Origin of the sequence: Novosphingobium sp., assembly GCF_965214355.1 — a bacterium.
Lineage (GTDB): Bacteria > Pseudomonadota > Alphaproteobacteria > Sphingomonadales > Sphingomonadaceae > Novosphingobium.
In genome coordinates this window covers 275,539-294,751 of sequence record NZ_CBDCBI010000002.1, presented here as the reverse complement: position 1 = coordinate 294,751, position 19,213 = coordinate 275,539, and the positions used below count along the sequence as shown (strand labels likewise).

The following is a 19,213-nucleotide window of genomic DNA, read 5'->3' as shown; positions in this document are numbered from 1 at the left end:
CTGTCAGAAACTCCAGCGCTGCTTGGCGGCAAATTCGGGCAGCAGCGCGAAATCGGCTTCGGCCAGTTTGGTGAACAGCAATTCGCCGCCGAGCCGCCGGCCGATCGCCAGCCGCGCAACGCCCCGCTCGATCAGGCCGGTAACGACGCGACCCTGTTCCGCCAGAACCGGCACCAGTCCTGCGGGAGCGACCTCGATCGCGCCGTCGATCAGCACCAGCGAATAGGGCGCATCGCCGCTCCAGTCGCCATCGGGCGCAGCCACGGTCACATGCGCGGTCAGGCGGGTGGCCAGCGCAGCCAGATAGGCGCCGGGCTTGCCGATCACGAGCACATTGTCGCTGAGCGTCGGTTCGGCCGCGGTCAGCATCTGCCCATGCGTCAGCGCGGGTGCGAGCACACTGCCATCGCCCAGCGGCACGGCGCGGTCCATGTACGCGACCGGGCGCGCGGCCTCGGGCACATGATCTTCGCGCGCGATCGCCGCAAACGCGGCAAGCAGCGTCAGGTCATTGACCCCGCTGACGCGCAGCTGGCTTTCGATCATGGCGCGGCGTGCGGCGTCGTTGGCTGCCGTCACGAGGTGGGCGCGGTCTTCGACCAAGGTCATGAATTCCCTCATTCGCTGATACGACGGGACATGCCCCCCGGTATAGCGCAAGGCTCTAGATTATCACTCTGGCCGCGCCAAGTCATTTGCATGTCGTCTGTCGAAGGCTATGGGCGTCTGGTTCGAAAGCCGGCGCCAGCCCGCCGCTCCATCCGCGATAAAAGGTGCATAGCATGGCCGACATGGTAACGATCAAAGCAGCAGACCTGATCGACAGTGTCGCCGACGCGTTGCAGTACATCAGCTATTTCCACCCGATGGATTATATCCGCGCGCTGGGCGATGCCTACCAGGCCGAACAGGGTCCTGCCGCAAAGGACGCGATCGCGCAGATCCTGACCAACAGCCGGATGTGTGCCGAAGGCCACCGCCCGATCTGCCAGGACACCGGCATCGTCAACGTGTTCATCAAATGGGGCCAGGATTGCCGGCTGGAAAGCGACCAGAGCCTGCAGGACGTGGTCGATGAAGGCGTGCGCCGCGCGTATCTGAACCCCGACAACCCGCTGCGCGCCTCGATCCTGGCAGATCCGGCGTTCACCCGCCGCAACACCCGCGACAACACGCCCTGTGTGCTGCATGTCGAAATGGTGCGCGGCAACACCGTTTCGGTCGATGTCGCGGCCAAGGGCGGCGGCAGCGAAAACAAATCGAAATTCAAGATGATGAACCCCAGCGATTCGATCGTCGACTGGGTGGTTGAAATGCTGCCGCAGATGGGCGCCGGCTGGTGCCCGCCGGGCATGCTGGGCATCGGCATCGGCGGCACGGCGGAACATTGCGTGCTGCTGGCCAAGCAGGCGCTGATGGAGCCGATCGACATGGCGACGCTGAAACTGCGCGGTGCCCAGACGGATATCGAACGCCTGCGCATCGAAATCTTCGACAAGGTCAACGCGCTGGGCATCGGCGCGCAAGGGCTGGGCGGGCTGGCGACGATCCTCGACGTAAAGATCATGGACGCGCCGTGCCATGCCGCCGGCAAGCCGGTCGCGATGATCCCCAATTGCGCCGCGACACGGCACGCGCATTTCACGCTCGACGGCTCGGGCCCGGTCTATCTCGAACCGCCAAAGCTGGACGAATGGCCCGATGTGCACTGGCACGCCGATGCGCTGGCCAAGCGCGTCGATCTCGACACGTTGACACCTGCCGACGTGCAAGGCTGGAAACAGGGCGACCGCCTGTTGCTCAACGGCAAGATGCTGACCGGGCGCGACGCCGCGCACAAACGGATCAAGGACATGCTGGCCAAAGGCGAGCAACTGCCCGTCGATTTCAACGGCCGGGTGATCTACTACGTCGGCCCGGTCGATCCGGTGCGCGACGAGGTCGTCGGCCCCGCCGGGCCGACCACGGCCACGCGCATGGACGGGTTCATGGACATGATGCTTGGCCTCGGCCTGCTGGCCAGCGTGGGCAAGTCCGAACGCGGCGTCGCGGCGACCAGATCGATCGCCGAGCACAAGTCGGCCTATCTGATGGCCGTCGGCGGCGCGGCCTATCTGGTCAGCCATGCGATCAAGGCCTCGAAAGTGGTCGGATTTGCAGACCTTGGCATGGAGGCGATCTACGAATTCACCGTCGAGGACATGCCGGTAACAGTCGCCGTCGACAGCGAAGGCCACAATGTCCACCAGCTGGCGCCCCTGGTGTGGAAGCGCAAGATCGCCGAAGAAGGCCTGCTGCCGGCCTGACCGGCGATCGACCAACGTTATACGATCCCCGACCGCCGCACTGGCGCCGGCCGGGCGATTCGTCTTAAACCGCAACCATGATCACCAACCACAAAATCCTCCCCGAAACGGGGAGGGGGACCGCGCGAAGCGTGGTGGAGGGGCCGGGCGGCCGGATACTCCGCTCGCCGGATCGCGCCAATCAACGCTCGCCCAATTACGCAACGTCGCAGCACGTCCGGCGATGACTCCCCCGGCCGCACCGCCCCTCCACCATCCTGCGGATGGTCCCCCTCCCCGTACCGGGGAGGATTTTATTCCCCACGTGCCCGCGCGGCAGGTGCTGGGATCGGCGGTGGCGATGTGGTCATGCTACTTCGTGCTGATCACGATGCGCGCGCTCGTTGCAGACATGGGCGAATTCGGCGATCTGCTGTGGCGCCGCGCGCTGGTCACGCTGGCAGGGATCGCCGTGACAATGCTGGCCTGGCCGCTGCTGCGGCGATTCGATGGCCGCCCGACCGCGACGCGGCTGGCCGCAGCGCTGGTCATCATGCTGCCCGCCTCGCTGGCGCTGGCGGTGGTCAACCAGCAGGCGTTCGCCCCGGTCGAGGCGCGCATGATCGCACGCCTGACCGACCATAACGGCCCTCACAAAGCGCCCGCGCGCAAACCGCACACCGCCGTCCACATCCGCCACGATGTCACGGGCAACATGCTGGTCGATGTCGACGATGCCGATCCCGATGCGGCCGACAGCGCGGATGCCGACCCGGATACCGAAGGCACCAGGCCCGCGATCACGGTGATCCAGAACCCGGTCGAACACGAAGGCCTGTGGCGCGAACTGACCGATGTCGCGCTGGGCCGCTATTTCCTGCTGATCGCGTGGGCCGCGCTGTACCTGGCGCTGGGCAATGCCGAGATGGTGCGCGCCGCCGAACGCCGCGAAGGCGAATATCGCCGCGCCGCCAAGGCCGCCGAGCTGCGATCGCTGCGCTACCAGGTCAATCCGCATTTCCTGTTCAACACGCTCAATTCGCTGTCCGCGCTGGTCATGACCCGGCGCGAGGATGCAGCCGAGCGGATGATCCAGGCGATGTCGAGCTTCTATCGCCACAGCCTGGCCGCAGACCCCGGCGCCGATGTGCCGCTCGCCGACGAAATCGCGCTGCAACGCCATTATCTCGAGATCGAGGCGGTCCGCTTTCCCGAGCGGCTGAAAACCGCGATCGATGTGCCCGATGCCGTGCGCGGCGCGCTGGTGCCGGGCATGATCCTGCAACCGCTGGTCGAAAATTCGATCAAATATGCGGTTGCCGCCACCATGCGCGCGGTCACCGTGCGGATCGTCGCGCGCGCCGAAAACGACCGGCTGGTGCTGACGATATCCGACGACGGCCCGGGCAAGACCGCCGAAAGCGGCACCGGCATCGGCCTCGAAAACGTGCGCAACCGGCTGGCCGCGCGGTTTGGCAACGAAGCACACGTGGCAAGCGGGCCGCAGCCCGGCGGCGGGTATGCGACCACGCTGGTCCTGCCGCTGACGACTGCGCCATCAGGCAGGAATGACAGGACGATGCGATGACCCAACCGCTGCGCACTTTGATCGTCGACGACGAACCGCTCGCGATCGAGCGATTGCAGATCCTGGCTGCGCGTATTCCCGCGCTGCATGTCGTCGGCACCGCCAGCGACGGCGCGCAGGCATTGCGGCTGGCCGAAGCATTGCGCCCCGACCTGCTGCTGCTCGACATGACCATGCCCGAAGCCGACGGCTTGACGGTGGCGCGCACGCTGGCCGCAAACAAGGCATGCCCGGCAGTAATTTTCGTCACCGCGCACGACCAGTTCGCCGTCGAGGCGTTCGATTGCGATGCAGTCGATTACGTCCTCAAACCCGTGTCCGAAGACCGCCTGATCCGCGCGATCGAGCGCGCGCAGGCGCGTCGCGACGGCACATCGGCCGAACCCGCGCCGGCAATTGCGCAGGCCAGCCCGTGGATCGAGGAATTCTGGGTGCCGCACCGCAGCGAACTGATCCGCCTGGCCGCGCGCGACATCGAGCGGATCGACGCCGAGCGCGATTACGTCCGCCTGCATGTCGCATCGCGATCATACCTGATGCTGCACACCATCCAGGGCCTCGAAGACCGGCTCGACCCGGCGTGCTTCATCCGCCTCCACCGCTCGACGATCGTGCGCCGCGACGGCATCGCCGGCCTGCGCCACGATGGCCTGGGCGTATGGTCGGCCGAACTGACCGACGGCACCGCGCTGCGCATCGGTCGTACCTATCTGCCGGGCGCAAAGGCGATGGCCGGGCGGTGAGCGCGTAAGGTGCTTGACGCTTAAGGGCCTCCGGCGGCCAAGGGCTATTGCCCATGGCGCTAACTTTGTTTTTTCTCGTCTTCCCGGGCTTGACCCGGGATCCCGCTTTTCTTTCGCGGTACCTTCAAATTCGGGTGTTTCCGCGCCGAAGAAGCGGGACCCCGGGTCAAGCCCGGGGCGACGATATTGTTATGTTAGCGCCTATGGGCTATTGCCCTTGGATCCCATTACTGGCCTGACCTGCGCGCTGTTGTGGCAGTTGCATCCCGCCGCGCAGCGGCAATCATGACAGCCGCTTTGCGGCGGGCGCTCGACCGAAAACGCGTGCGAACCAAAAAAACGGGTTCCAAGGGCAATGGCCCTTGGCTGCCGGAGGCCCTTTGAACGCCCGCCCCAGGACCCTTCCCGCACGAACGCACCTTGTCTCGAGAGCGCGCGCCGCATACTGCCGCATCATGGCGATCCCGACCAATCGCGCCAAACTGGCGACCCAACTCCGCTCGCGGCTTGCTGCGCTGACCGGTGCGGTGCTGCTCGCTTTCGTCGCGATCGGTTTTGCCCGGTGCGGTGACTGGGTGCAGGCGGTGTTTGCGCGCACCAATGCCGCGCATCCGCTGGCATCGCTGGCCATGGCGCCGCTGCTATTCATGGCGGTGGTGTGGATCACGCGTCGTACCGCGCCGCTGGCGCGCGGGTCCGGCATTCCCCAGGTGATGGCCGCGGCCGAACATCCGGTCGGCATCGCTGCCGGGCAATCGCTCGGCCTGGGCACCGCGACGGTCAAATTCTTCGGCACGCTGGCGGTCCTGGTCGCGGGCGGATCGGCCGGGCGTGAAGGGCCCAGCGTGCAGATCGGCGCGGCGATCATGCGCGCGGTCCACCGCTGGATGCGCGTTCCGCTGACCAGCGGCATCGTCATCGCGGGCGGCGCGGCGGGCGTGGCGGCGGCATTCAACACGCCGCTGGCGGGCATCGCCTTTGCGATCGAGGAACTGGCCGCGGCGTTCGAACAGCGCGTGGCGATGACGGTGATGGCGGCGGTGATGCTGGCGGGCCTGGTCAGCCTGAGCCTGGATGGCGACTACATCTATTTCGGTGCGATGACCGCGACGATCGCCGGCACGAAAATGCTTACTCTGATGATCGGCGCCGGTGTCGTGGCGGGCGTGTTCGGCGGGCTGCTGGGCGGCGGGTTTGCGCGGATCCTGATTGCCTTTGCGTGGAGCCAGGGCGGCTGGATCGCGCGCATGCGCAAGCGGCCGATCGTGCTTGCGGGCGCATGCGGCGTGATCGTGGCGGCCACCGGCTATCTCAGCGACGGCCAGTCGTGGGGCACCGGCTATGCCACCACGCGCGCGCTGCTGTCGGGCGGCGCCGCGCCGCTGTCGTTTGGCCCGACGAAATTTATCGCAACCGTCGCCACCGCGCTCAGCGGTGCGCCGGGCGGCATTTTCGCCCCGTCGCTGTCGGTCGGCGCAGGTCTTGGCCAATGGCTGTCGGTCGCATTCACCTGGTTTTTTCCCGGCATCGCGCCGGGCGCGATCGTCCTGGTCGGGGTTGCCGCCTATTTTACCGGCGTCACCCGCGCGCCGCTGACGGCAGTGATCATCGTAATGGAAATGACGGCCGATCGCGGCATGATCCTGCCACTGATGGCGGCGGCACTCGTCGCCGACGCGGTCAGCACGCTGGTGTGCAAGCGCAAGCTGTACCACGCGCTGTCGTTGCAATTCCGCTAGAGCACTACTGCCCGGTTCAGGGCTGCGACCACCTGCATCCGCGGGATTTCAGATCGTATGTCCCGTAATTGCGTCCGATATTGGCGCCGCCATCGGACGTCCCGACCCGATCGATATCGATATGAAATGTCGCTTTGCCCGCCGAAAAAGTCCCCCGTCCCCGATTGCCGAAATTATCGATAAACCGGATCGGCGTTGCGCCCTTCCGGCGATACGTCCCGTCGGCATGGATTTCCAGGACCTGGGGATTGTCCGGCATGACATTCCACGCATCCAGCACGTAGTGGCTGCCGGAAACCGCCAGCGTCGCCTTCATGACAAAGCGCCCCGGCGGAAATGACCCGCCCCCACCACCAGCGTCGATATTTTCGCTAAGGCAATAGTGCATGGTCTGGGGCGCAGCCGCGGCTCCTGCCGACGACGCGACAAGCGACAGCGGGATCACCCATGCCGGAAAGTTCATGCCCTGCATCAAATGCCATCACGCACAGGATCAAGACCGCCGCATGCGCGGCGGCCTTGATCAGCCGGTCAGTGTTGCAGGTTGGCCGGGATTTTCCCGCCATTGGCGGCAAGCTGGTCCATCACACCCTTGTGCAGCGCGATGTTTTCCTCGGCCGTTCCATCATCGGCAACATGGATGTTCAATTCGTTCGCCAGTTCCTTGCGCGCATCCAAGCTCGAATCCATGTCGAGCAATTTCAGCAGGTCGACGATCGACGTTTCATAATTGCCACCATCGCCCTTCTCGCTCGCAATCTGTTCGAGCACGGCGCCGACATCGACGGCCGCAGGTGCAGCGGCGGGTGCCGCATCAGCAGGGGCGGCAGCGGCGGGCGCAGCTTCCGGCGCTGCGGCGGGGGCCTGCGCGGCGGGATGCGAAAAGATCTTGTCCATGATGGTCGAAAAAATACCCATGGCCGTTCTCCGTGGCGAAGTTGAATGAGGATAGTGCAGATAGCAAGCATGCCCGCGCGACACCAGTTCCGGATTCGCGTCGGACGATGCAGGATGCGCAGCCTCGCATGACAGCAGCGTGAATGTGGGCGCTATGGGGCGCTGTTGGTCGGATCAGCGTCGGCGGTAAAGCGCAACCATACTGATGGCCGGCATCGCAGTGTTTCGCTGGCAGTCGAAACCGTGCGCAGCAAGCGAGGGCGTCAGTGTGACGCGTCTCCCGGCGACAAATAGCTTGTGTTTTGGACGTCATTGACGCATATTCCTTTCATGGATTCATGCCCCATTACAGTCGCTGAAACACACGGCTTTTTGCGGGCAGCGGCGAGAATCTGGAGCGAGGAAGAATTGGCGGCGCTTGTCGATCATCTGGCGCGCAACCCTGAGGATGGCGATGTCATTCCGGGCACGGGCGGGGTGAGAAAGCTGCGTTGGGGTAAGGCTGGGGTCGGCAAGCGCGGCGGTGCGCGGGTAATCTATTTTTATTATCAGCAGAATTGCCCGCTTTATCTGCTGCTGGCCTATGCCAAAGCGCAGGCGAGCGACCTGACGACAGATGAGAAAAAAGCCGTGGCAACCTTCGCCGCGGTGATCAAGACGGCGGCCGCTGGCCGGCAAGGAGCAATGGGATGAGCAGTTTTGGACAAGACCTGATCGCAGCAATGGAAGAGGCTGCCAGCCATGCCCAGGGCAAAGGCACGGTCGCGCGCGTCCACACCATCGATGTGCCCGACGTGCGCGCGATCCGCGACGCGCTGGGCCTGTCGCAGCAGGCGTTTGCCAGCGCCTACCGGATACCGTTGGCAACGCTGAAGGGATGGGAACAGGGCCGCCGCCATCCCGATGCAACTGCCAGCGCGTATCTGTCCGTTATCGCCGGCATGCCCGATGCGGCGCGCGAAGCCTTGCGCGCCGCCTGACGGCCCGGTCAGGCGTCCCAGAACGCGGCTTTTCGTCCATGCGCCAGCCGGAGATGAGCGACATAGGCCGCATGATCGCGGCGGTCGCCAAAATCCGCGATGTGGCGGCCAAGATCGGCGCATGTCTGGAGATGGCGCGCGGCGTGGGCATAGCGGGTGTGCCGGGCCTTGATCAGCGTAAAATCGATCATCGCGCGCAGCGCGAGCGTCGCGGCAAGCGGATGCCTGTTCTCCAGCACTTCGGCGGCCCGGTTCAGGATGTCATACTGGTTGCCGTCGAGTTCGCCCTGGCGAGTCATAATCAGTTTCGCCGCCAGGTCCGGGGCGGGCCAGTCGACCAGAAAAGCCAGCGCGCGATTGAAATCCGGGTGCCGGGCAACGTAGTCGAGCGCGCGGATTTCCGCCTCTTCGTCGTCGAAATCGGGCAGGCGCTTGATGTGCGCGCGCAGATATGTGGCATCCAGGTCGCGCGCGAACAGGGCCCAGCGTTCGGCCTGCGCGTCGTCCGGCCGGCCCAGCGCGTCGAGCGTGTCGATCCGGACGCGTTGCCAATCGTCCAACGGACTGCCCGGGCGGATCGCAGGCTCGGCAACCGTCAGTGCCGCCATCGCTTCTGCCGCGCGGCCAGCCTTCAGCAGCCGTTCGGCAATGTCTGCAGCCACGGCAGGAACGGCGCGTTCGGCAGCTGAAAAATGCGCAATGTAGCCGTCGACATCGCCCTGGACATCGGCGATGTCGGTCAACGCCCGGCGAATTTCGCGGGCACGCCCCCGTGCCGAAAGCTCGTCCAGGCGCAAACCGTACTCATTGGCACCCTTCGTGTTCGACGGGGAGGGCAGCGTTGTAGCCAGGTTTTCCAGTTGCGATTTCAGACTGGCCAGCCCCTCACCGCCGAGCGGCTTTGCCATCAATTCGATCAATCCATTGAACTGGCCGTACTTGTTGTCGATGACACCACCGTAAACCCGGTCCGCCAGCATCGCCGGCGACCACGCGGCTGGCCCGGCGAGCGTGCCGAGATCGGCGAGCGCCTGTCGCATGACCGCGCCGATCAGTCCGCTGCTGTCGTCGCACCGGTCGAAAATCCCTGGCACCATCGCCAGCATGCGCCACAGCAGTTCAAACGCCTCGCCCGGCGCGGACGGTGCCACATGCGCCATGATCGCCGCGCGCTGCACCTCCAGATCGCGCGCAAATGGCTTGATCTTGCGCCAGTCGAGAAACGTCTTCGCCTTGGCGATCGCGATCAACCGTTTGCGGATTTCCAGCGCCGCATCGCTGCCACCGGTGCGACTGGCCAGTTCCAGCCGCAGCCGGCGCTTGGCCGCAGCATTGCCGGTCGCCAGTTCGAGCACCAGTTCCGCCAGGCGTTCGGCACCCAGCGCGGTCAGGTTCTTCGCATTCAGGGTCTTTTCGGAAGCCATGGCGTTGCATCGCAAGGCATGCCCTGCGGGTCAAGCAGGCGCTAACCCAGTTCGGCCACTGCGCGCGCCGCCATATCGATCGCCAGTTCGGTCGTATCGGTGCCGCCGGAATCGGTGTTGGCGATCGTAATTGCACCAAACCGTTGCCGCGCGGCCAGATGCGGCGGAGGGCCGCCGGTTTTCAGAAAATCGTCATAGAGCGGTGAATACCAGTAGGAATAGCCGTGGCCCCAGCGGTTGACTGTCAGCCCGGCGATGTCGCGCGCCGGGTCGAAACCGTGGGCGCCGAGCGAGCGCGCAAGTTGCGTGCGGGTTTCGCGTTCGAACGTATCGAATGTGGTGGCATACATCTCGGCGCGGCCCAAGCGGAACTGGTCCTTGATCGGCAGGCCGGGCGTTTCGTAACCGCGCAGCATTGTCATCACGGTCGGCTCATCGGGCGTTGCCGAATGGGCATAGCCACCGATCGAGACCGGCTGTTCCAGGATGAGCGAGGCATAATAGCTGCCCGGCGCATTCATGTAACACGTGCCGGCCTGGTGAAAGGCACGCCAGTTGTTGAGCCACACATTGACCCACAGGTTGGGCGTCTTGACATTATAGGCCAAGGCCTCGCGTTGCGGCGCAGGCAGGTCGGGGCAGATATACGGAATCACGTAGTTCCAGCAGGCGAGCACACAATGTTTGGCGCGCGTCGTATGCAGCCGCCCCTCCACGCCGCCCAGCGTATAGCTAACCTCCACGCCGCCGGGTGTGTTGGCGACATGATACGCCGTGGCGTTCAGGCGCAGGCGCGTCGGGTTCCCGGGATCGTCGAGCCGCGTATAATCGACACGTTCGAGCATCGACGTCGCCGGATCGCGCGCGCGCAAGGCGCCGGGGATCAGGCGGCCGACAAGCAACCGGGCAACAGTCGCATTGCCTTCGGGGAAATGATAGCTCGTGCCGGGTTCGTCGGTGTCGTAAGCCGCCGGCAGCCCCAGCCCGGCAAACCCCGGCAGGCCGAAGCGCTGGTGCGCGGATAGCGCCGTGGTCGACGACAGCCCGCGCCCGCTCCCGAAAGTGCGATCGCGCAGATAGGCCACAACCTGGGCATCGCACCCGGCGGGCCCGGTCAGGTAATCGGCATAGCTCATCGCATCGAGCCGGCGCACTTTTTCCTCTGTACTCATGCCCGCCAGGTAATCGGTCTTGGCATGGTACAGCCGATGGATATCCGCCTTTGCGCATGCCGGAAGCGGGGCATCGGCCATGAACCGCGCCCAGCGTGCATCGGCATCGGGCGGGACATTGGGCGAATACAGGAATGAAAAATCCGTCCATGGCGCGGGATCGGGCAACAGCACATCGCGACCAAACGTTTCGCGGTCGAAGAACACGCCCTGCCCCATGCCCATGCGCGCATAAAACCCGGGATCGACCGTATCGCGCGCCAGGGCAGCGATATCGATGCCGAGCGTGCGGTAGAGATCGACATGCGCACCTGAATCGTGATCGTCGGCGAAGATGTTGAAACTGCCCGCATTCGACAGCCGCATTTTAGCGCCCTCACCGAATTCATTGCGCTTCGCATGGCCGCCAAAATCGTCGTGGTTGTCGATGATCAGCACGCGCGCGTTGCCGCCGTGGCGCTGCTGATAGAACCACGCCGCCGCCAGCCCGCTGATGCCGCCGCCGACGACAATGAGATCATAGCTGTCGGCGGTTTCGCTGGCGCGGCCGGCGGGGGCAAAAGTGTGATCGCGCAGGGCGTGACCAGTCGAGTATGCGGCGGGGTAGCCGCTGCCGCGCATGCCGGTCAGCGCCGGCGGGTATGGGCCGGGATTGGTGCCCGCGCGCGCGATCCCGCCGGGAGTCAGCACCGCTGCGCCCGAGACGAGCGCGCCGTTGAGAAAATCGCGCCGCTGGATCGGGCGGTGCATGCCGAGGTCTTTGTCGCTGAACATGGGAAAAGGCGTAACGGGTCGGTTGCGGGGCGTAAATCGCCTTGTCGCGGTGAATACGCGCCACAGGCATGACAGCCGCTGCGCGCCGGGCGAACGACCCCAAAAGACGTGCAAACCCAAAGGTTTAGGGATCCAAGGGCGATCGCCCTTGGCCGCCGGAGGCCCCTAGGGTGTTTACGCGCATCACGCGCGCGGCGGCATCCGGCGATAGCTGAGCGCTTCGGCGATGTGGGTGCGGGATATCGTTTCCGCGCCGGCGAGATCCGCGATCGTGCGCGCCACGCGCAACATACGGGTGTAGCCGCGCGCGGTCAGCTTCATCGCGTTGGCCGCGCGGATCAGCAGGTCCTGGCCTGCGGCATCGGGTTTGGCATGGGTTTCCAGCAGGTCGCCATCGAGTTCGGAATTGTTGCGCCGAGCGGTGCCGGTCAGGCGCGTGGTCTGGATCGCACGCGCGCGGGCGACGCGATGCGCGATTTCGGCGGAGCCTTCGAGCGGGGGCGGCAGCGCCAGATCGCTGGCCGCGACCGGATCGACTTCGACATGCAGGTCGATGCGATCGAGCAGCGGCCCCGATATCTTTGCCTGATAATCGGCGGCGCAACGGGGTGCGCGGCTGCACGCCAGCGCCGGGTCGGCCAGATGGCCACAGCGGCACGGGTTCATGGCGGCGATCAATTGCACGCGCGCGGGGTAGCTGACATGCGCATTGGCGCGCGCCACGGTGACTTCGCCGGTTTCGAGCGGCTGGCGCAGCGAATCGAGCGCGGCGCGCTGAAATTCGGGCAATTCGTCGAGGAACAGCACGCCCAGATGCGCCAGGCTGACTTCGCCCGGGCGCGCTTTCATGCCCCCGCCGGTCAGCGCGGCGATCGAGGCCGAATGGTGGGGGCTGCGGAACGGGCGGGCGCGGCTGATCCGCCCTTCGTCCAGCGTACCCGCGACCGAGGCGACCATCGAAACCTCGAGCGCTTCGCCCGGCGTCAGCGGCGGCAGGATACCCGGCAGACAGGCCGCCATCAGCGATTTGCCCGCGCCCGGTGGCCCGACCATCAGCAGGTTGTGCCCGCCGGCCGCGGCGATTTCGAGCGCGCGGCGGGCGGTTTCCTGGCCCTTGACCTGTTTCAGGTCGGGGCCGCGCGCCGGCGCATCGGGTTCGCCCGGCGAGGGCGGGGGCAGCACGCGCGTGCCTTTCAGGTGGTTGAGCAGCGCGATCAGGTCGGGCGTGGCGATCACCGCCGTGCCGGCCCAGCTTGCCTCGGTGCCCTGGGCCGCCGGGCAGATCAGCCCGCGATCGGTCGCGCCCGCGTGCAGCGCCGCCAGCAACACCCCGGGGCTGGCGATCACCCGGCCGTCGAGCGCCAGTTCGCCCACCGCGACCAGTTCGGCAAGCGCCTCGCGATCGACCACGCCCATTGCGCCCAGCAGTGCCAGCGCGATCGGCAGGTCATAATGCGATCCCTCCTTGGGCAGATCGGCCGGCGACAGATTGACCGTGATACGCTTGGGCGGCAGCGACAGGCCCATCGCGGCGAGCGCCGAATGCACGCGCTCGCGGCTTTCGCCCACCGCCTTGTCGGGGAGGCCGACGACGCGAAAGCTGGGCAGGCCCGACGACAGCTGGCACTGCACTTCGACCGCGCGCGCCTCCAGCCCGAGATAGGCGACTGTCGCCACGACTGCGACCATGTGTGAGCCTCCCGGTTGTTTCGGGATTATGCGTAGCGGCTTTTGGTCCCGGCAAACGGCGCAACAGGTGCCGATTTGGCGCTAATTCCCGTCTTCGCCACTTCTCATGCTCACTGCCACGTATCGTCTTCGGCCTTGTCGATGATCGTATCGTCGTGCCCGGTGCGGTGCGACAGGAACACCAGGCTCATCAGCGCGCCCAGCAGCATGACCATGAAGCCGATGCCCAGCGCGCTGGCGATATACAGATGGATCGAAACCATCCCGAATTCGTGAAACAGGAGGACCCAGGTGAACGCAATCATCCCGAGCGCAAGTTCGCCAGTCCAGCGCATCATCCTGTAAAAATGCGCCCAGGCGGCGGCGGGCGTTTCGAGGAGGTGCGAGTCTGGCATCATCGCGCGATCATGCGCCAAACCGCAACCCACGGCAATTGCTTGCACCGGTGGGCAATTATGGCATGCTGACCCCGACAACAGCAGGAGGATGCAATGACAATTGCAAGACTGATCGCCGGACGTTCGGACACGGTATGGACCGTCCACGCCGATGACAGCGTCGCCGATGCGATCGCGCTGCTGGCCGAACGGCGGATCGGCGCGCTGCCCGTTACCGACGGTGATGGCGGCGTGGCGGGCATTTTTTCCGAACGCGACGTGCTGTATTCGCTGCGCAGGCTTGGTGCCGACCTGCTGACGCGCAAGGTGGGCGATGTCATGACTTCGCCAGTGGTAACGGTCAGCCCCGACCAGTCCGCGCTCGATGCTCTGGCGCTGATGACCAAACGCCGCTTTCGCCATCTCCCGGTGATGGACGGCGGCAAGATGGTCGCGTTCATCTCGATCGGCGACCTGGTGAAATTCCGTATCGAACGGATCGAGGCCGATGCCGAAGCGATGCGCGATTATATCCAGTCGGCCTGAGGGCGGTGGTAACGGCCCTTGAGTGACAGCCCCCAAGCGCCTATCTTGCGCGCATGACCAACACCGTATCGTCCGTAACGCTGTCCACCAGCGCCGCCGCGCGCATCGCCGCGATCGCCGTGCGCCAGGCAAAGCCCGCGATCCTGCGCCTTTCGGTCGAGGGCGGCGGCTGTTCGGGGTTTCAGTATCGCTTCGGCCTGGCCGACGCGCCCGAAGCGGATGACCTGGTCAGCGAAACCGATGGCGTGCAGCTGCTGGTCGATCCGGTCAGCATCGACCTGATTGCCGGCGCGCAAGTCGATTATGTCGAATCGCTGGGCGGATCGGCGTTCCGCGTGACCAATCCGATTGCCGCGTCGGGTTGCGGTTGCGGTTCCAGCTTCAGCGTATGAGCGACACGACAGTCACGATTGCCACCTACAACGTCAACGGAATCAAGGCACGGCTGCCGCGCCTGCTCGAATGGCTGGACGAGACGAGACCCGACGTCGCCTGCCTGCAGGAAATCAAGACCCAGGACGAAGGCTTTCCCGCCGATGCCATCGCCGAGATCGGGTATCAGGCCATCTGGCACGGGCAAAAAGGCTTCAACGGGGTCGCGATCCTGGCGCGCGGCGAAGCGCCGGTCGAAGTGCAGCGCGGTCTGGACGGTGAGCCCGAGGACGAGCATTCGCGCTATCTCGAAGCCGACGTGTTCGGCATTCGCGTCGCCTGCATCTATCTGCCCAACGGCAATCCGCAGCCGGGCCCGAAATTCGATTACAAATTGCGCTGGATGGAACGGCTGACCCGGCGGATGGCCGCGATCAGCGCGGCCGAGATACCCGCGGTCGTAACCGGCGATTACAATGTCGTGCCCACCAACCAGGATATCTGGGACCCGCGCGCGCTGGCCGATGATGCACTGATGCAGCCGCAATCGCGCGAGGCCTATCGCCGGATGCTGAATGCGGGGTGGACCGATGCCATTGCCACGCACAATCCGCGCGGCGGGGTGTGGACATTCTGGGATTACCAGGCGGGCGCATGGCCGCGCAACCACGGCTTTCGCATCGATCATGCGCTGCTTTCGCCCGAGCTGGCCGACCGGCTGATCGCGAGCGGCGTCGACAAGATCTATCGCGGGCGCGAAAAAGCCAGCGATCACACTCCGGTTTGGGTGCGCGTGGCCCGCTGAGCCCAGCGCTTGCGACACATCGCGACCAGTTAGCGGGGCGTTAACCGTTATCCAGTCATGAGGTTCCCTTGCAATTGCACGGCGACATCACCATTTCGCGCACCGAAGATGTCGCACTGCAGCACGATCCCTGCCCCCCGGGGATCGGCCAGATGAACGAAAGACGCAATGATGAGTCTGCTTGGCAAGGATCTGTATCGCGCACTGGCTCTGGGCTTTGTGATCGGATGCGCCGGAATGGCGCTGAACACGAACGACCTTGTAAGCCGCGCACAGGCCGCGACCAGCCATCTTTCGGCCCTCGGCCATGGTGCGATCCATCACCCGGCCAAAGCCTGAACGTTTTGCAAACATGCGCGCGCACGCCTAGTGTCGCGCCATGACCAGCCATATGCCCCACGATCTCGCCGGTGAACACCTGATCGATGCCGCGCGCGCTGCGCTCGTCAAGGCTGGCGAGCAGTGGACCGACATGCGCGCCGATGTCTACGACGCGCTCACCGAACGCGCCACGCCCGCCTCCGCCTACGATATCGCCGAAGGCGTCGGCACCCGGCGCGGCAAGCGCGTCGCGGCCAACACCGTCTATCGCATTCTCGACTTGTTCGTGCGCGTCAACCTGGCGCGCCGCGTCGAAAGCGCCAACGCCTATGTCGCCAATCCGCATCCCGGATGCCGCCACGACTGCATTTTCCTGATCTGCGACGTGTGCGGCCAGGCCACGCATATCGATGACGACCGGATGACCGGCGCCTTGCGCGATGCGGCGCGCCACGCCGGGTTTGCCGATGTGCGGCCGGTGGTCGAGATTCGCGGGACGTGCAGCCGGTGCGGGCCGGCGGAGTGAGTGAGAGCCTCCGGCGGGCGCTATTTAGGCCTCCGGCGGGCGCTATTTATGCCTCCGGCGGGCAAGGATCATCACCCTTGCATCCCGTTACTGGCTTGCACCGCGCCCTGGCTTTGCGTTTGCGCCCCGGCGTAGCGGCCTGATTCCAGCCGCTTTGCGGCGCGACGCAAAGGCCTGACCAGCACACAATCCAAGACGTAACGGATCCAGGGGCCCCGGCCCATAGGCGCTAACTTTGTTTGTTTTCGTCTTCCCGGGCTTGACCCGGGATCCCGCTTTTCTTTCGCGGTATCTGCAAATTCGGGCGTTTCCGCGCCGAAGAAGCGGGACCCCGGGTCAAGCCCGGGGCGACGGTATTGTCATGTTAGCGCCTATGGGCCCCCGGCCCTTGGCCGCCGGAGGCATCAAAACACTTTGCCCATCCGCTGCATCGGCACCGGCGCTCCGCCGCGATCGTCCACGATATCCTCGATCACGTGGTACCCCGCCGACAGGTACAGCGGTACGCCCGCCAGCGTGCCCATCAGTTCGCATGCGGCAAACCCCTCCGCGCGCGCCGCGGCTTCGCAATGCGCCAGCATCGCGCGGCCCACGCCGCGCCGGGCGAACGCGGGGTGGGTGTACATCGCCCGGATCCGCGCGGGCTCGGTCGCCGGGTCGAGCAGGCGTGGCTCGCGCAAACCTGCGCTGTGATCGCCGCCATACAGTGTCGCGCGCCGGCTCCATCCGCCGCAGCCTGCGATCCTGTCCTCCAGAAATGCGATGAAATAAGTGCCGTCGATCACCAGCTGGCGATCGAGGCCCATGATGGCACGGCTTGACGCGATCTGGTCGGGCGACAGGAATGCCCGTTGCAACGCGCCGATCGCGGCATTCATGACGATGCCAAGAGCATCGAGATCAGCGATCTGTGCGGTGCGGAACGCAAAGGTGGTCATTTGCGTGACCTGCAACGGCGATTACACTGCGCGCAAATGCTTTTTGACCTCAACGTCTGTTCGACATGCCGCAAATGGTTGTGTAAGAGTGGCTGATGCCTGCTAACTCGGCCACGCCGCTCCTCGATACCGTCGACATTCCTGCCGACCTGCGCAAGCTTCCGCCCACACAGTTGCGGCAACTCGCCGACGAGTTGCGAGCCGAAATGATCGAGGCCGTCGGCCAGACCGGCGGGCATCTCGGATCGGGGCTGGGCGTGGTCGAATTGACCGTGGCGCTGCATTATGTGTTCAACACGCCCGACGATAAACTGGTGTGGGATGTCGGGCACCAGGCCTATCCGCACAAGATCCTGACCGGGCGGCGCGCACGCATCCGCACCCTGCGCCAGGGCGGCGGCCTGTCGGGATTTACGCGGCGCAGCGAAAGCGAATACGATCCGTTCGGCGCGGCGCATTCGTCGACATCGATTTCGGCCGCGCTCGGCTTTGCCATCGCCAACAAGATGTCCGGCCAGCCGGGCAAGGGCATCGCGGTAATCGGCGATGGCGCGATGAGCGCGGGCATGGCCTATGAGGCGATGAACAACGCGAATGCGGCGGGCAACCGGCTGATCGTGATCCTGAACGACAACGACATGTCGATCGCTCCCCCTGTGGGAGGTCTTTCGGCGTATCTGGCGCGGCTGGTATCGTCGCGGCCGTTCCTGGAACTGCGTGACCTGGCGCGGCGGCTGTCGCGCCGCCTGCCCCGGCCGCTGGCCCAGGCGGCGCGCAAGACCGACGAATTCGCGCGCGGTCTGGCGATGGGCGGCACCTTGTTCGAAGAGCTGGGATTCTACTACGTCGGGCCGATCGACGGGCACAATCTCGATCAGCTGATCCCGGTGCTCGAAAACGTGCGCGATGCGGCCGAGGGTCCCTGCCTGATCCATGTCGTGACGCAAAAGGGCAAGGGTTACGCCCCCGCCGAGGCCGCCGCCGACAAGTACCACGGCGTGCAGAAGTTCAATGTCGTAACCGGCGAACAGGTCAAGAGCAGCCCCGGCGCGCCAAGCTATACCGCCGTATTCGCCAATGCGCTGGCCAGCGAAGCCGATCGCGATCCCAGGGTCTGCGCAATCACCGCGGCGATGCCGGCGGGCACCGGGCTCGACCGGCTGATCGCGGCGCATCCCGACCGGGTGTTCGATGTCGGCATAGCAGAACAGCATGCGGTGACCTTTGCCGCAGGGCTGGCCGCGCAAGGGATGCGCCCGTTCTGCGCGATCTATTCCACATTCCTGCAGCGCGCGTATGACCAGGTCGTGCACGATGTCGCGATCCAGAACCTGCCGGTGCGCTTTGCGATCGATCGCGCCGGGCTGGTTGGCGCCGATGGCGCAACGCATGCCGGGTCGTTCGATGTGACCTATCTGGCCAGCCTGCCCAATTTCGTGGTGATGGCGCCCGCCGACGAAGCCGAACTGGTGCACATGACGCACACCGCAGCGCTGCATGACACCGGGCCGATTGCGTTCCGTTATCCGCGTGGCAATGGCACCGGCGTGGCGCTGCCCGCAGTTCCCGAAGCCTTGCCGATCGGCAAGGGTCGCATCGTGCGCGCCGGCTCTCAGGTTTCCGGAGGCGGCAAGATCGCGATCCTGTCGCTGGGCACGCGGCTGGGCGAAGCGCTGAAAGCCGCCGATCAGCTCGATGCGCGCGGGCTTCCCACCACGGTCGCCGACTTGCGCTTTGTCAAACCGCTCGATGATGAGCTGATCCGCCGGCTGATCGTCACGCACGATGTCGTGATCACGATCGAGGAAGGCGCGATCGGCGGGCTCGGCGCGCACGTGCTGACGATGGCGAGCGACGAGGGACTGACCGATAACGGTCTGAAAATCCGCACGATGCGCCTGCCCGACGCGTTTCAGGAACACGATGCGCCAGACCGGCAATATGACCAGGCCGGCCTGACTGCGCCGCACATCGTCGAAAACGTGTTGAAGGCCCTGCGCCACAACAGCGCCGGGGTGCACGAAGCGCGGGCCTGAG

At 65.4% G+C, this 19,213-nt stretch carries 20 protein-coding genes; 12 read left to right on the top strand and 8 right to left on the bottom strand.

Annotated features, from left to right (window positions below; genetic code table 11):
• Positions 1-3: 3 nt before the first annotated feature.
• Positions 4-609, bottom strand: coding sequence for a protein-L-isoaspartate O-methyltransferase family protein (locus tag ACOOE2_RS01935; protein ID WP_420381343.1), 606 nt, complete (start codon positions 607-609; stop codon positions 4-6).
• Positions 610-782: 173 nt separating this feature from the next.
• Here ACOOE2_RS01935 and ACOOE2_RS01930 point away from each other — a divergent pair, with 173 nt between their 5' ends.
• The 4 genes from ACOOE2_RS01930 (at position 783) to ACOOE2_RS01915 (ending at position 6,355) form a co-directional block, all read left to right on the top strand.
• On the top strand, positions 783-2,306 hold the full coding sequence (locus ACOOE2_RS01930) for a fumarate hydratase (RefSeq protein WP_420381342.1): 1,524 nt from the start codon (positions 783-785) through the stop codon (positions 2,304-2,306).
• A gap of 304 nt (positions 2,307-2,610) precedes the next feature.
• Positions 2,611-3,873 carry a sensor histidine kinase gene (locus ACOOE2_RS01925; protein WP_420381341.1) on the top strand — a complete coding sequence of 421 codons (1,263 nt, stop codon included), beginning with the start codon at positions 2,611-2,613 and terminating at the stop codon, positions 3,871-3,873.
• On the top strand, positions 3,870-4,616 hold the full coding sequence (locus tag ACOOE2_RS01920) for a LytR/AlgR family response regulator transcription factor (protein ID WP_420381340.1): 747 nt from the start codon (positions 3,870-3,872) through the stop codon (positions 4,614-4,616). Before ACOOE2_RS01925 ends, ACOOE2_RS01920 begins: the two co-directional genes overlap by 4 nt.
• A gap of 455 nt (positions 4,617-5,071) precedes the next feature.
• Positions 5,072-6,355 (top strand): chloride channel protein, encoded by a 1,284-nt coding sequence (locus ACOOE2_RS01915; protein WP_420381339.1) that lies wholly within the window; start codon positions 5,072-5,074, stop codon positions 6,353-6,355.
• Positions 6,356-6,371: 16 nt separating this feature from the next.
• Here the strand turns inward: ACOOE2_RS01915 and ACOOE2_RS01910 are convergent, their stop codons facing one another.
• Positions 6,372-6,818, bottom strand: coding sequence for a hypothetical protein (locus tag ACOOE2_RS01910; protein ID WP_420381338.1), 447 nt, complete (start codon positions 6,816-6,818; stop codon positions 6,372-6,374).
• Between the two features lie 68 nt (positions 6,819-6,886).
• Positions 6,887-7,273 carry a DUF3597 domain-containing protein gene (locus tag ACOOE2_RS01905; RefSeq protein ID WP_420381337.1) on the bottom strand — a complete coding sequence of 129 codons (387 nt, stop codon included), beginning with the start codon at positions 7,271-7,273 and terminating at the stop codon, positions 6,887-6,889.
• Positions 7,274-7,564: 291 nt separating this feature from the next.
• On the opposite strand from ACOOE2_RS01905, the gene ACOOE2_RS01900 reads away from it, so the two are divergent.
• Together ACOOE2_RS01900 and ACOOE2_RS01895 are read left to right on the top strand one after the other, a co-directional pair.
• Positions 7,565-7,945: a type II toxin-antitoxin system RelE/ParE family toxin gene (locus tag ACOOE2_RS01900; protein ID WP_420381336.1), complete on the top strand. Its 381-nt coding sequence runs from the start codon at positions 7,565-7,567 to the stop codon at positions 7,943-7,945.
• On the top strand, positions 7,942-8,232 hold the full coding sequence (locus ACOOE2_RS01895) for a helix-turn-helix domain-containing protein (protein WP_420381335.1): 291 nt from the start codon (positions 7,942-7,944) through the stop codon (positions 8,230-8,232). The genes ACOOE2_RS01900 and ACOOE2_RS01895 overlap by 4 nt, the downstream gene beginning before the upstream one ends.
• 8 nt (positions 8,233-8,240) lie before the next feature.
• On the opposite strand, the gene ACOOE2_RS01890 is transcribed toward ACOOE2_RS01895, so the two are convergent.
• From ACOOE2_RS01890 to ACOOE2_RS01875, 4 genes are all read right to left on the bottom strand, one after another.
• Positions 8,241-9,656, bottom strand: coding sequence for a DUF6880 family protein (locus tag ACOOE2_RS01890; protein ID WP_420381334.1), 1,416 nt, complete (start codon positions 9,654-9,656; stop codon positions 8,241-8,243).
• Positions 9,657-9,697: 41 nt separating this feature from the next.
• Positions 9,698-11,602 (bottom strand): FAD-dependent oxidoreductase, encoded by a 1,905-nt coding sequence (locus ACOOE2_RS01885; protein WP_420381333.1) that lies wholly within the window; start codon positions 11,600-11,602, stop codon positions 9,698-9,700.
• A gap of 183 nt (positions 11,603-11,785) precedes the next feature.
• The gene (locus tag ACOOE2_RS01880; protein ID WP_420381332.1) at positions 11,786-13,291 is read right to left on the bottom strand and encodes a YifB family Mg chelatase-like AAA ATPase; all 1,506 of its coding nucleotides are present in this window, start codon (positions 13,289-13,291) and stop codon (positions 11,786-11,788) included.
• A 110-nt stretch (positions 13,292-13,401) separates the two neighbouring features.
• Positions 13,402-13,689 carry a hypothetical protein gene (locus tag ACOOE2_RS01875; RefSeq protein WP_420381331.1) on the bottom strand — a complete coding sequence of 96 codons (288 nt, stop codon included), beginning with the start codon at positions 13,687-13,689 and terminating at the stop codon, positions 13,402-13,404.
• A gap of 93 nt (positions 13,690-13,782) precedes the next feature.
• Between ACOOE2_RS01875 and ACOOE2_RS01870 the strand changes: the two genes are divergently transcribed.
• From ACOOE2_RS01870 to ACOOE2_RS01850, 5 genes are all read left to right on the top strand, one after another.
• Complete coding sequence (locus ACOOE2_RS01870; RefSeq protein ID WP_420381330.1) at positions 13,783-14,214, top strand: CBS domain-containing protein; 432 nt, start codon at positions 13,783-13,785, stop codon at positions 14,212-14,214.
• Between the two features lie 53 nt (positions 14,215-14,267).
• Positions 14,268-14,606, top strand: coding sequence for a HesB/IscA family protein (locus ACOOE2_RS01865; RefSeq protein ID WP_420381329.1), 339 nt, complete (start codon positions 14,268-14,270; stop codon positions 14,604-14,606).
• On the top strand, positions 14,603-15,391 hold the full coding sequence (xth, locus tag ACOOE2_RS01860; protein WP_420381328.1) for an exodeoxyribonuclease III: 789 nt from the start codon (positions 14,603-14,605) through the stop codon (positions 15,389-15,391). The genes ACOOE2_RS01865 and xth overlap by 4 nt, the downstream gene beginning before the upstream one ends.
• Before the next feature lie 168 nt (positions 15,392-15,559).
• A complete protein-coding gene (locus ACOOE2_RS01855; RefSeq protein ID WP_420381327.1) occupies positions 15,560-15,730 on the top strand; it encodes a hypothetical protein in 171 nt (56 codons plus the stop codon).
• A 40-nt stretch (positions 15,731-15,770) separates the two neighbouring features.
• Entirely contained in the window at positions 15,771-16,238 is a 468-nt protein-coding gene (locus ACOOE2_RS01850; RefSeq protein WP_420381326.1) for a Fur family transcriptional regulator, read from the top strand.
• 404 nt (positions 16,239-16,642) lie between these two features.
• Here ACOOE2_RS01850 and ACOOE2_RS01845 read toward each other — a convergent pair whose 3' ends face one another.
• Positions 16,643-17,176 carry a GNAT family N-acetyltransferase gene (locus ACOOE2_RS01845; protein WP_420381325.1) on the bottom strand — a complete coding sequence of 178 codons (534 nt, stop codon included), beginning with the start codon at positions 17,174-17,176 and terminating at the stop codon, positions 16,643-16,645.
• 95 nt (positions 17,177-17,271) lie between these two features.
• Between ACOOE2_RS01845 and dxs the strand changes: the two genes are divergently transcribed.
• On the top strand, positions 17,272-19,212 hold the full coding sequence (gene dxs, locus ACOOE2_RS01840; RefSeq protein WP_420381324.1) for a 1-deoxy-D-xylulose-5-phosphate synthase: 1,941 nt from the start codon (positions 17,272-17,274) through the stop codon (positions 19,210-19,212).
• Position 19,213 lies beyond the last annotated feature (1 nt).

Bases quoted from the DNA above. Each gene is read 5' to 3' on its own strand.
- ACOOE2_RS01880 (WP_420381332.1), bottom strand. From the start codon at position 13,291: ATGGTCGCAGTCGTGGCGACAGTCGCCTATCTCGGGCTGGAGGCGCGC.
- ACOOE2_RS01935 (WP_420381343.1), bottom strand. From the start codon at position 609: ATGACCTTGGTCGAAGACCGCGCCCACCTCGTGACGGCAGCCAACGAC.
- ACOOE2_RS01910 (WP_420381338.1), bottom strand. From the start codon at position 6,818: ATGAACTTTCCGGCATGGGTGATCCCGCTGTCGCTTGTCGCGTCGTCG.
- dxs (WP_420381324.1), top strand. From the start codon at position 17,272: ATGCCTGCTAACTCGGCCACGCCGCTCCTCGATACCGTCGACATTCCT.
- ACOOE2_RS01885 (WP_420381333.1), bottom strand. From the start codon at position 11,602: ATGTTCAGCGACAAAGACCTCGGCATGCACCGCCCGATCCAGCGGCGC.
- ACOOE2_RS01855 (WP_420381327.1), top strand. From the start codon at position 15,560: ATGATGAGTCTGCTTGGCAAGGATCTGTATCGCGCACTGGCTCTGGGC.
- ACOOE2_RS01875 (WP_420381331.1), bottom strand. From the start codon at position 13,689: ATGATGCCAGACTCGCACCTCCTCGAAACGCCCGCCGCCGCCTGGGCG.
- ACOOE2_RS01845 (WP_420381325.1), bottom strand. From the start codon at position 17,176: ATGACCACCTTTGCGTTCCGCACCGCACAGATCGCTGATCTCGATGCT.
- ACOOE2_RS01865 (WP_420381329.1), top strand. From the start codon at position 14,268: ATGACCAACACCGTATCGTCCGTAACGCTGTCCACCAGCGCCGCCGCG.
- ACOOE2_RS01895 (WP_420381335.1), top strand. From the start codon at position 7,942: ATGAGCAGTTTTGGACAAGACCTGATCGCAGCAATGGAAGAGGCTGCC.
- ACOOE2_RS01930 (WP_420381342.1), top strand. From the start codon at position 783: ATGGCCGACATGGTAACGATCAAAGCAGCAGACCTGATCGACAGTGTC.
- ACOOE2_RS01905 (WP_420381337.1), bottom strand. From the start codon at position 7,273: ATGGGTATTTTTTCGACCATCATGGACAAGATCTTTTCGCATCCCGCC.
- ACOOE2_RS01920 (WP_420381340.1), top strand. From the start codon at position 3,870: ATGACCCAACCGCTGCGCACTTTGATCGTCGACGACGAACCGCTCGCG.
- ACOOE2_RS01870 (WP_420381330.1), top strand. From the start codon at position 13,783: ATGACAATTGCAAGACTGATCGCCGGACGTTCGGACACGGTATGGACC.
- ACOOE2_RS01915 (WP_420381339.1), top strand. From the start codon at position 5,072: ATGGCGATCCCGACCAATCGCGCCAAACTGGCGACCCAACTCCGCTCG.
- xth (WP_420381328.1), top strand. From the start codon at position 14,603: ATGAGCGACACGACAGTCACGATTGCCACCTACAACGTCAACGGAATC.
- ACOOE2_RS01850 (WP_420381326.1), top strand. From the start codon at position 15,771: ATGACCAGCCATATGCCCCACGATCTCGCCGGTGAACACCTGATCGAT.
- ACOOE2_RS01890 (WP_420381334.1), bottom strand. From the start codon at position 9,656: ATGGCTTCCGAAAAGACCCTGAATGCGAAGAACCTGACCGCGCTGGGT.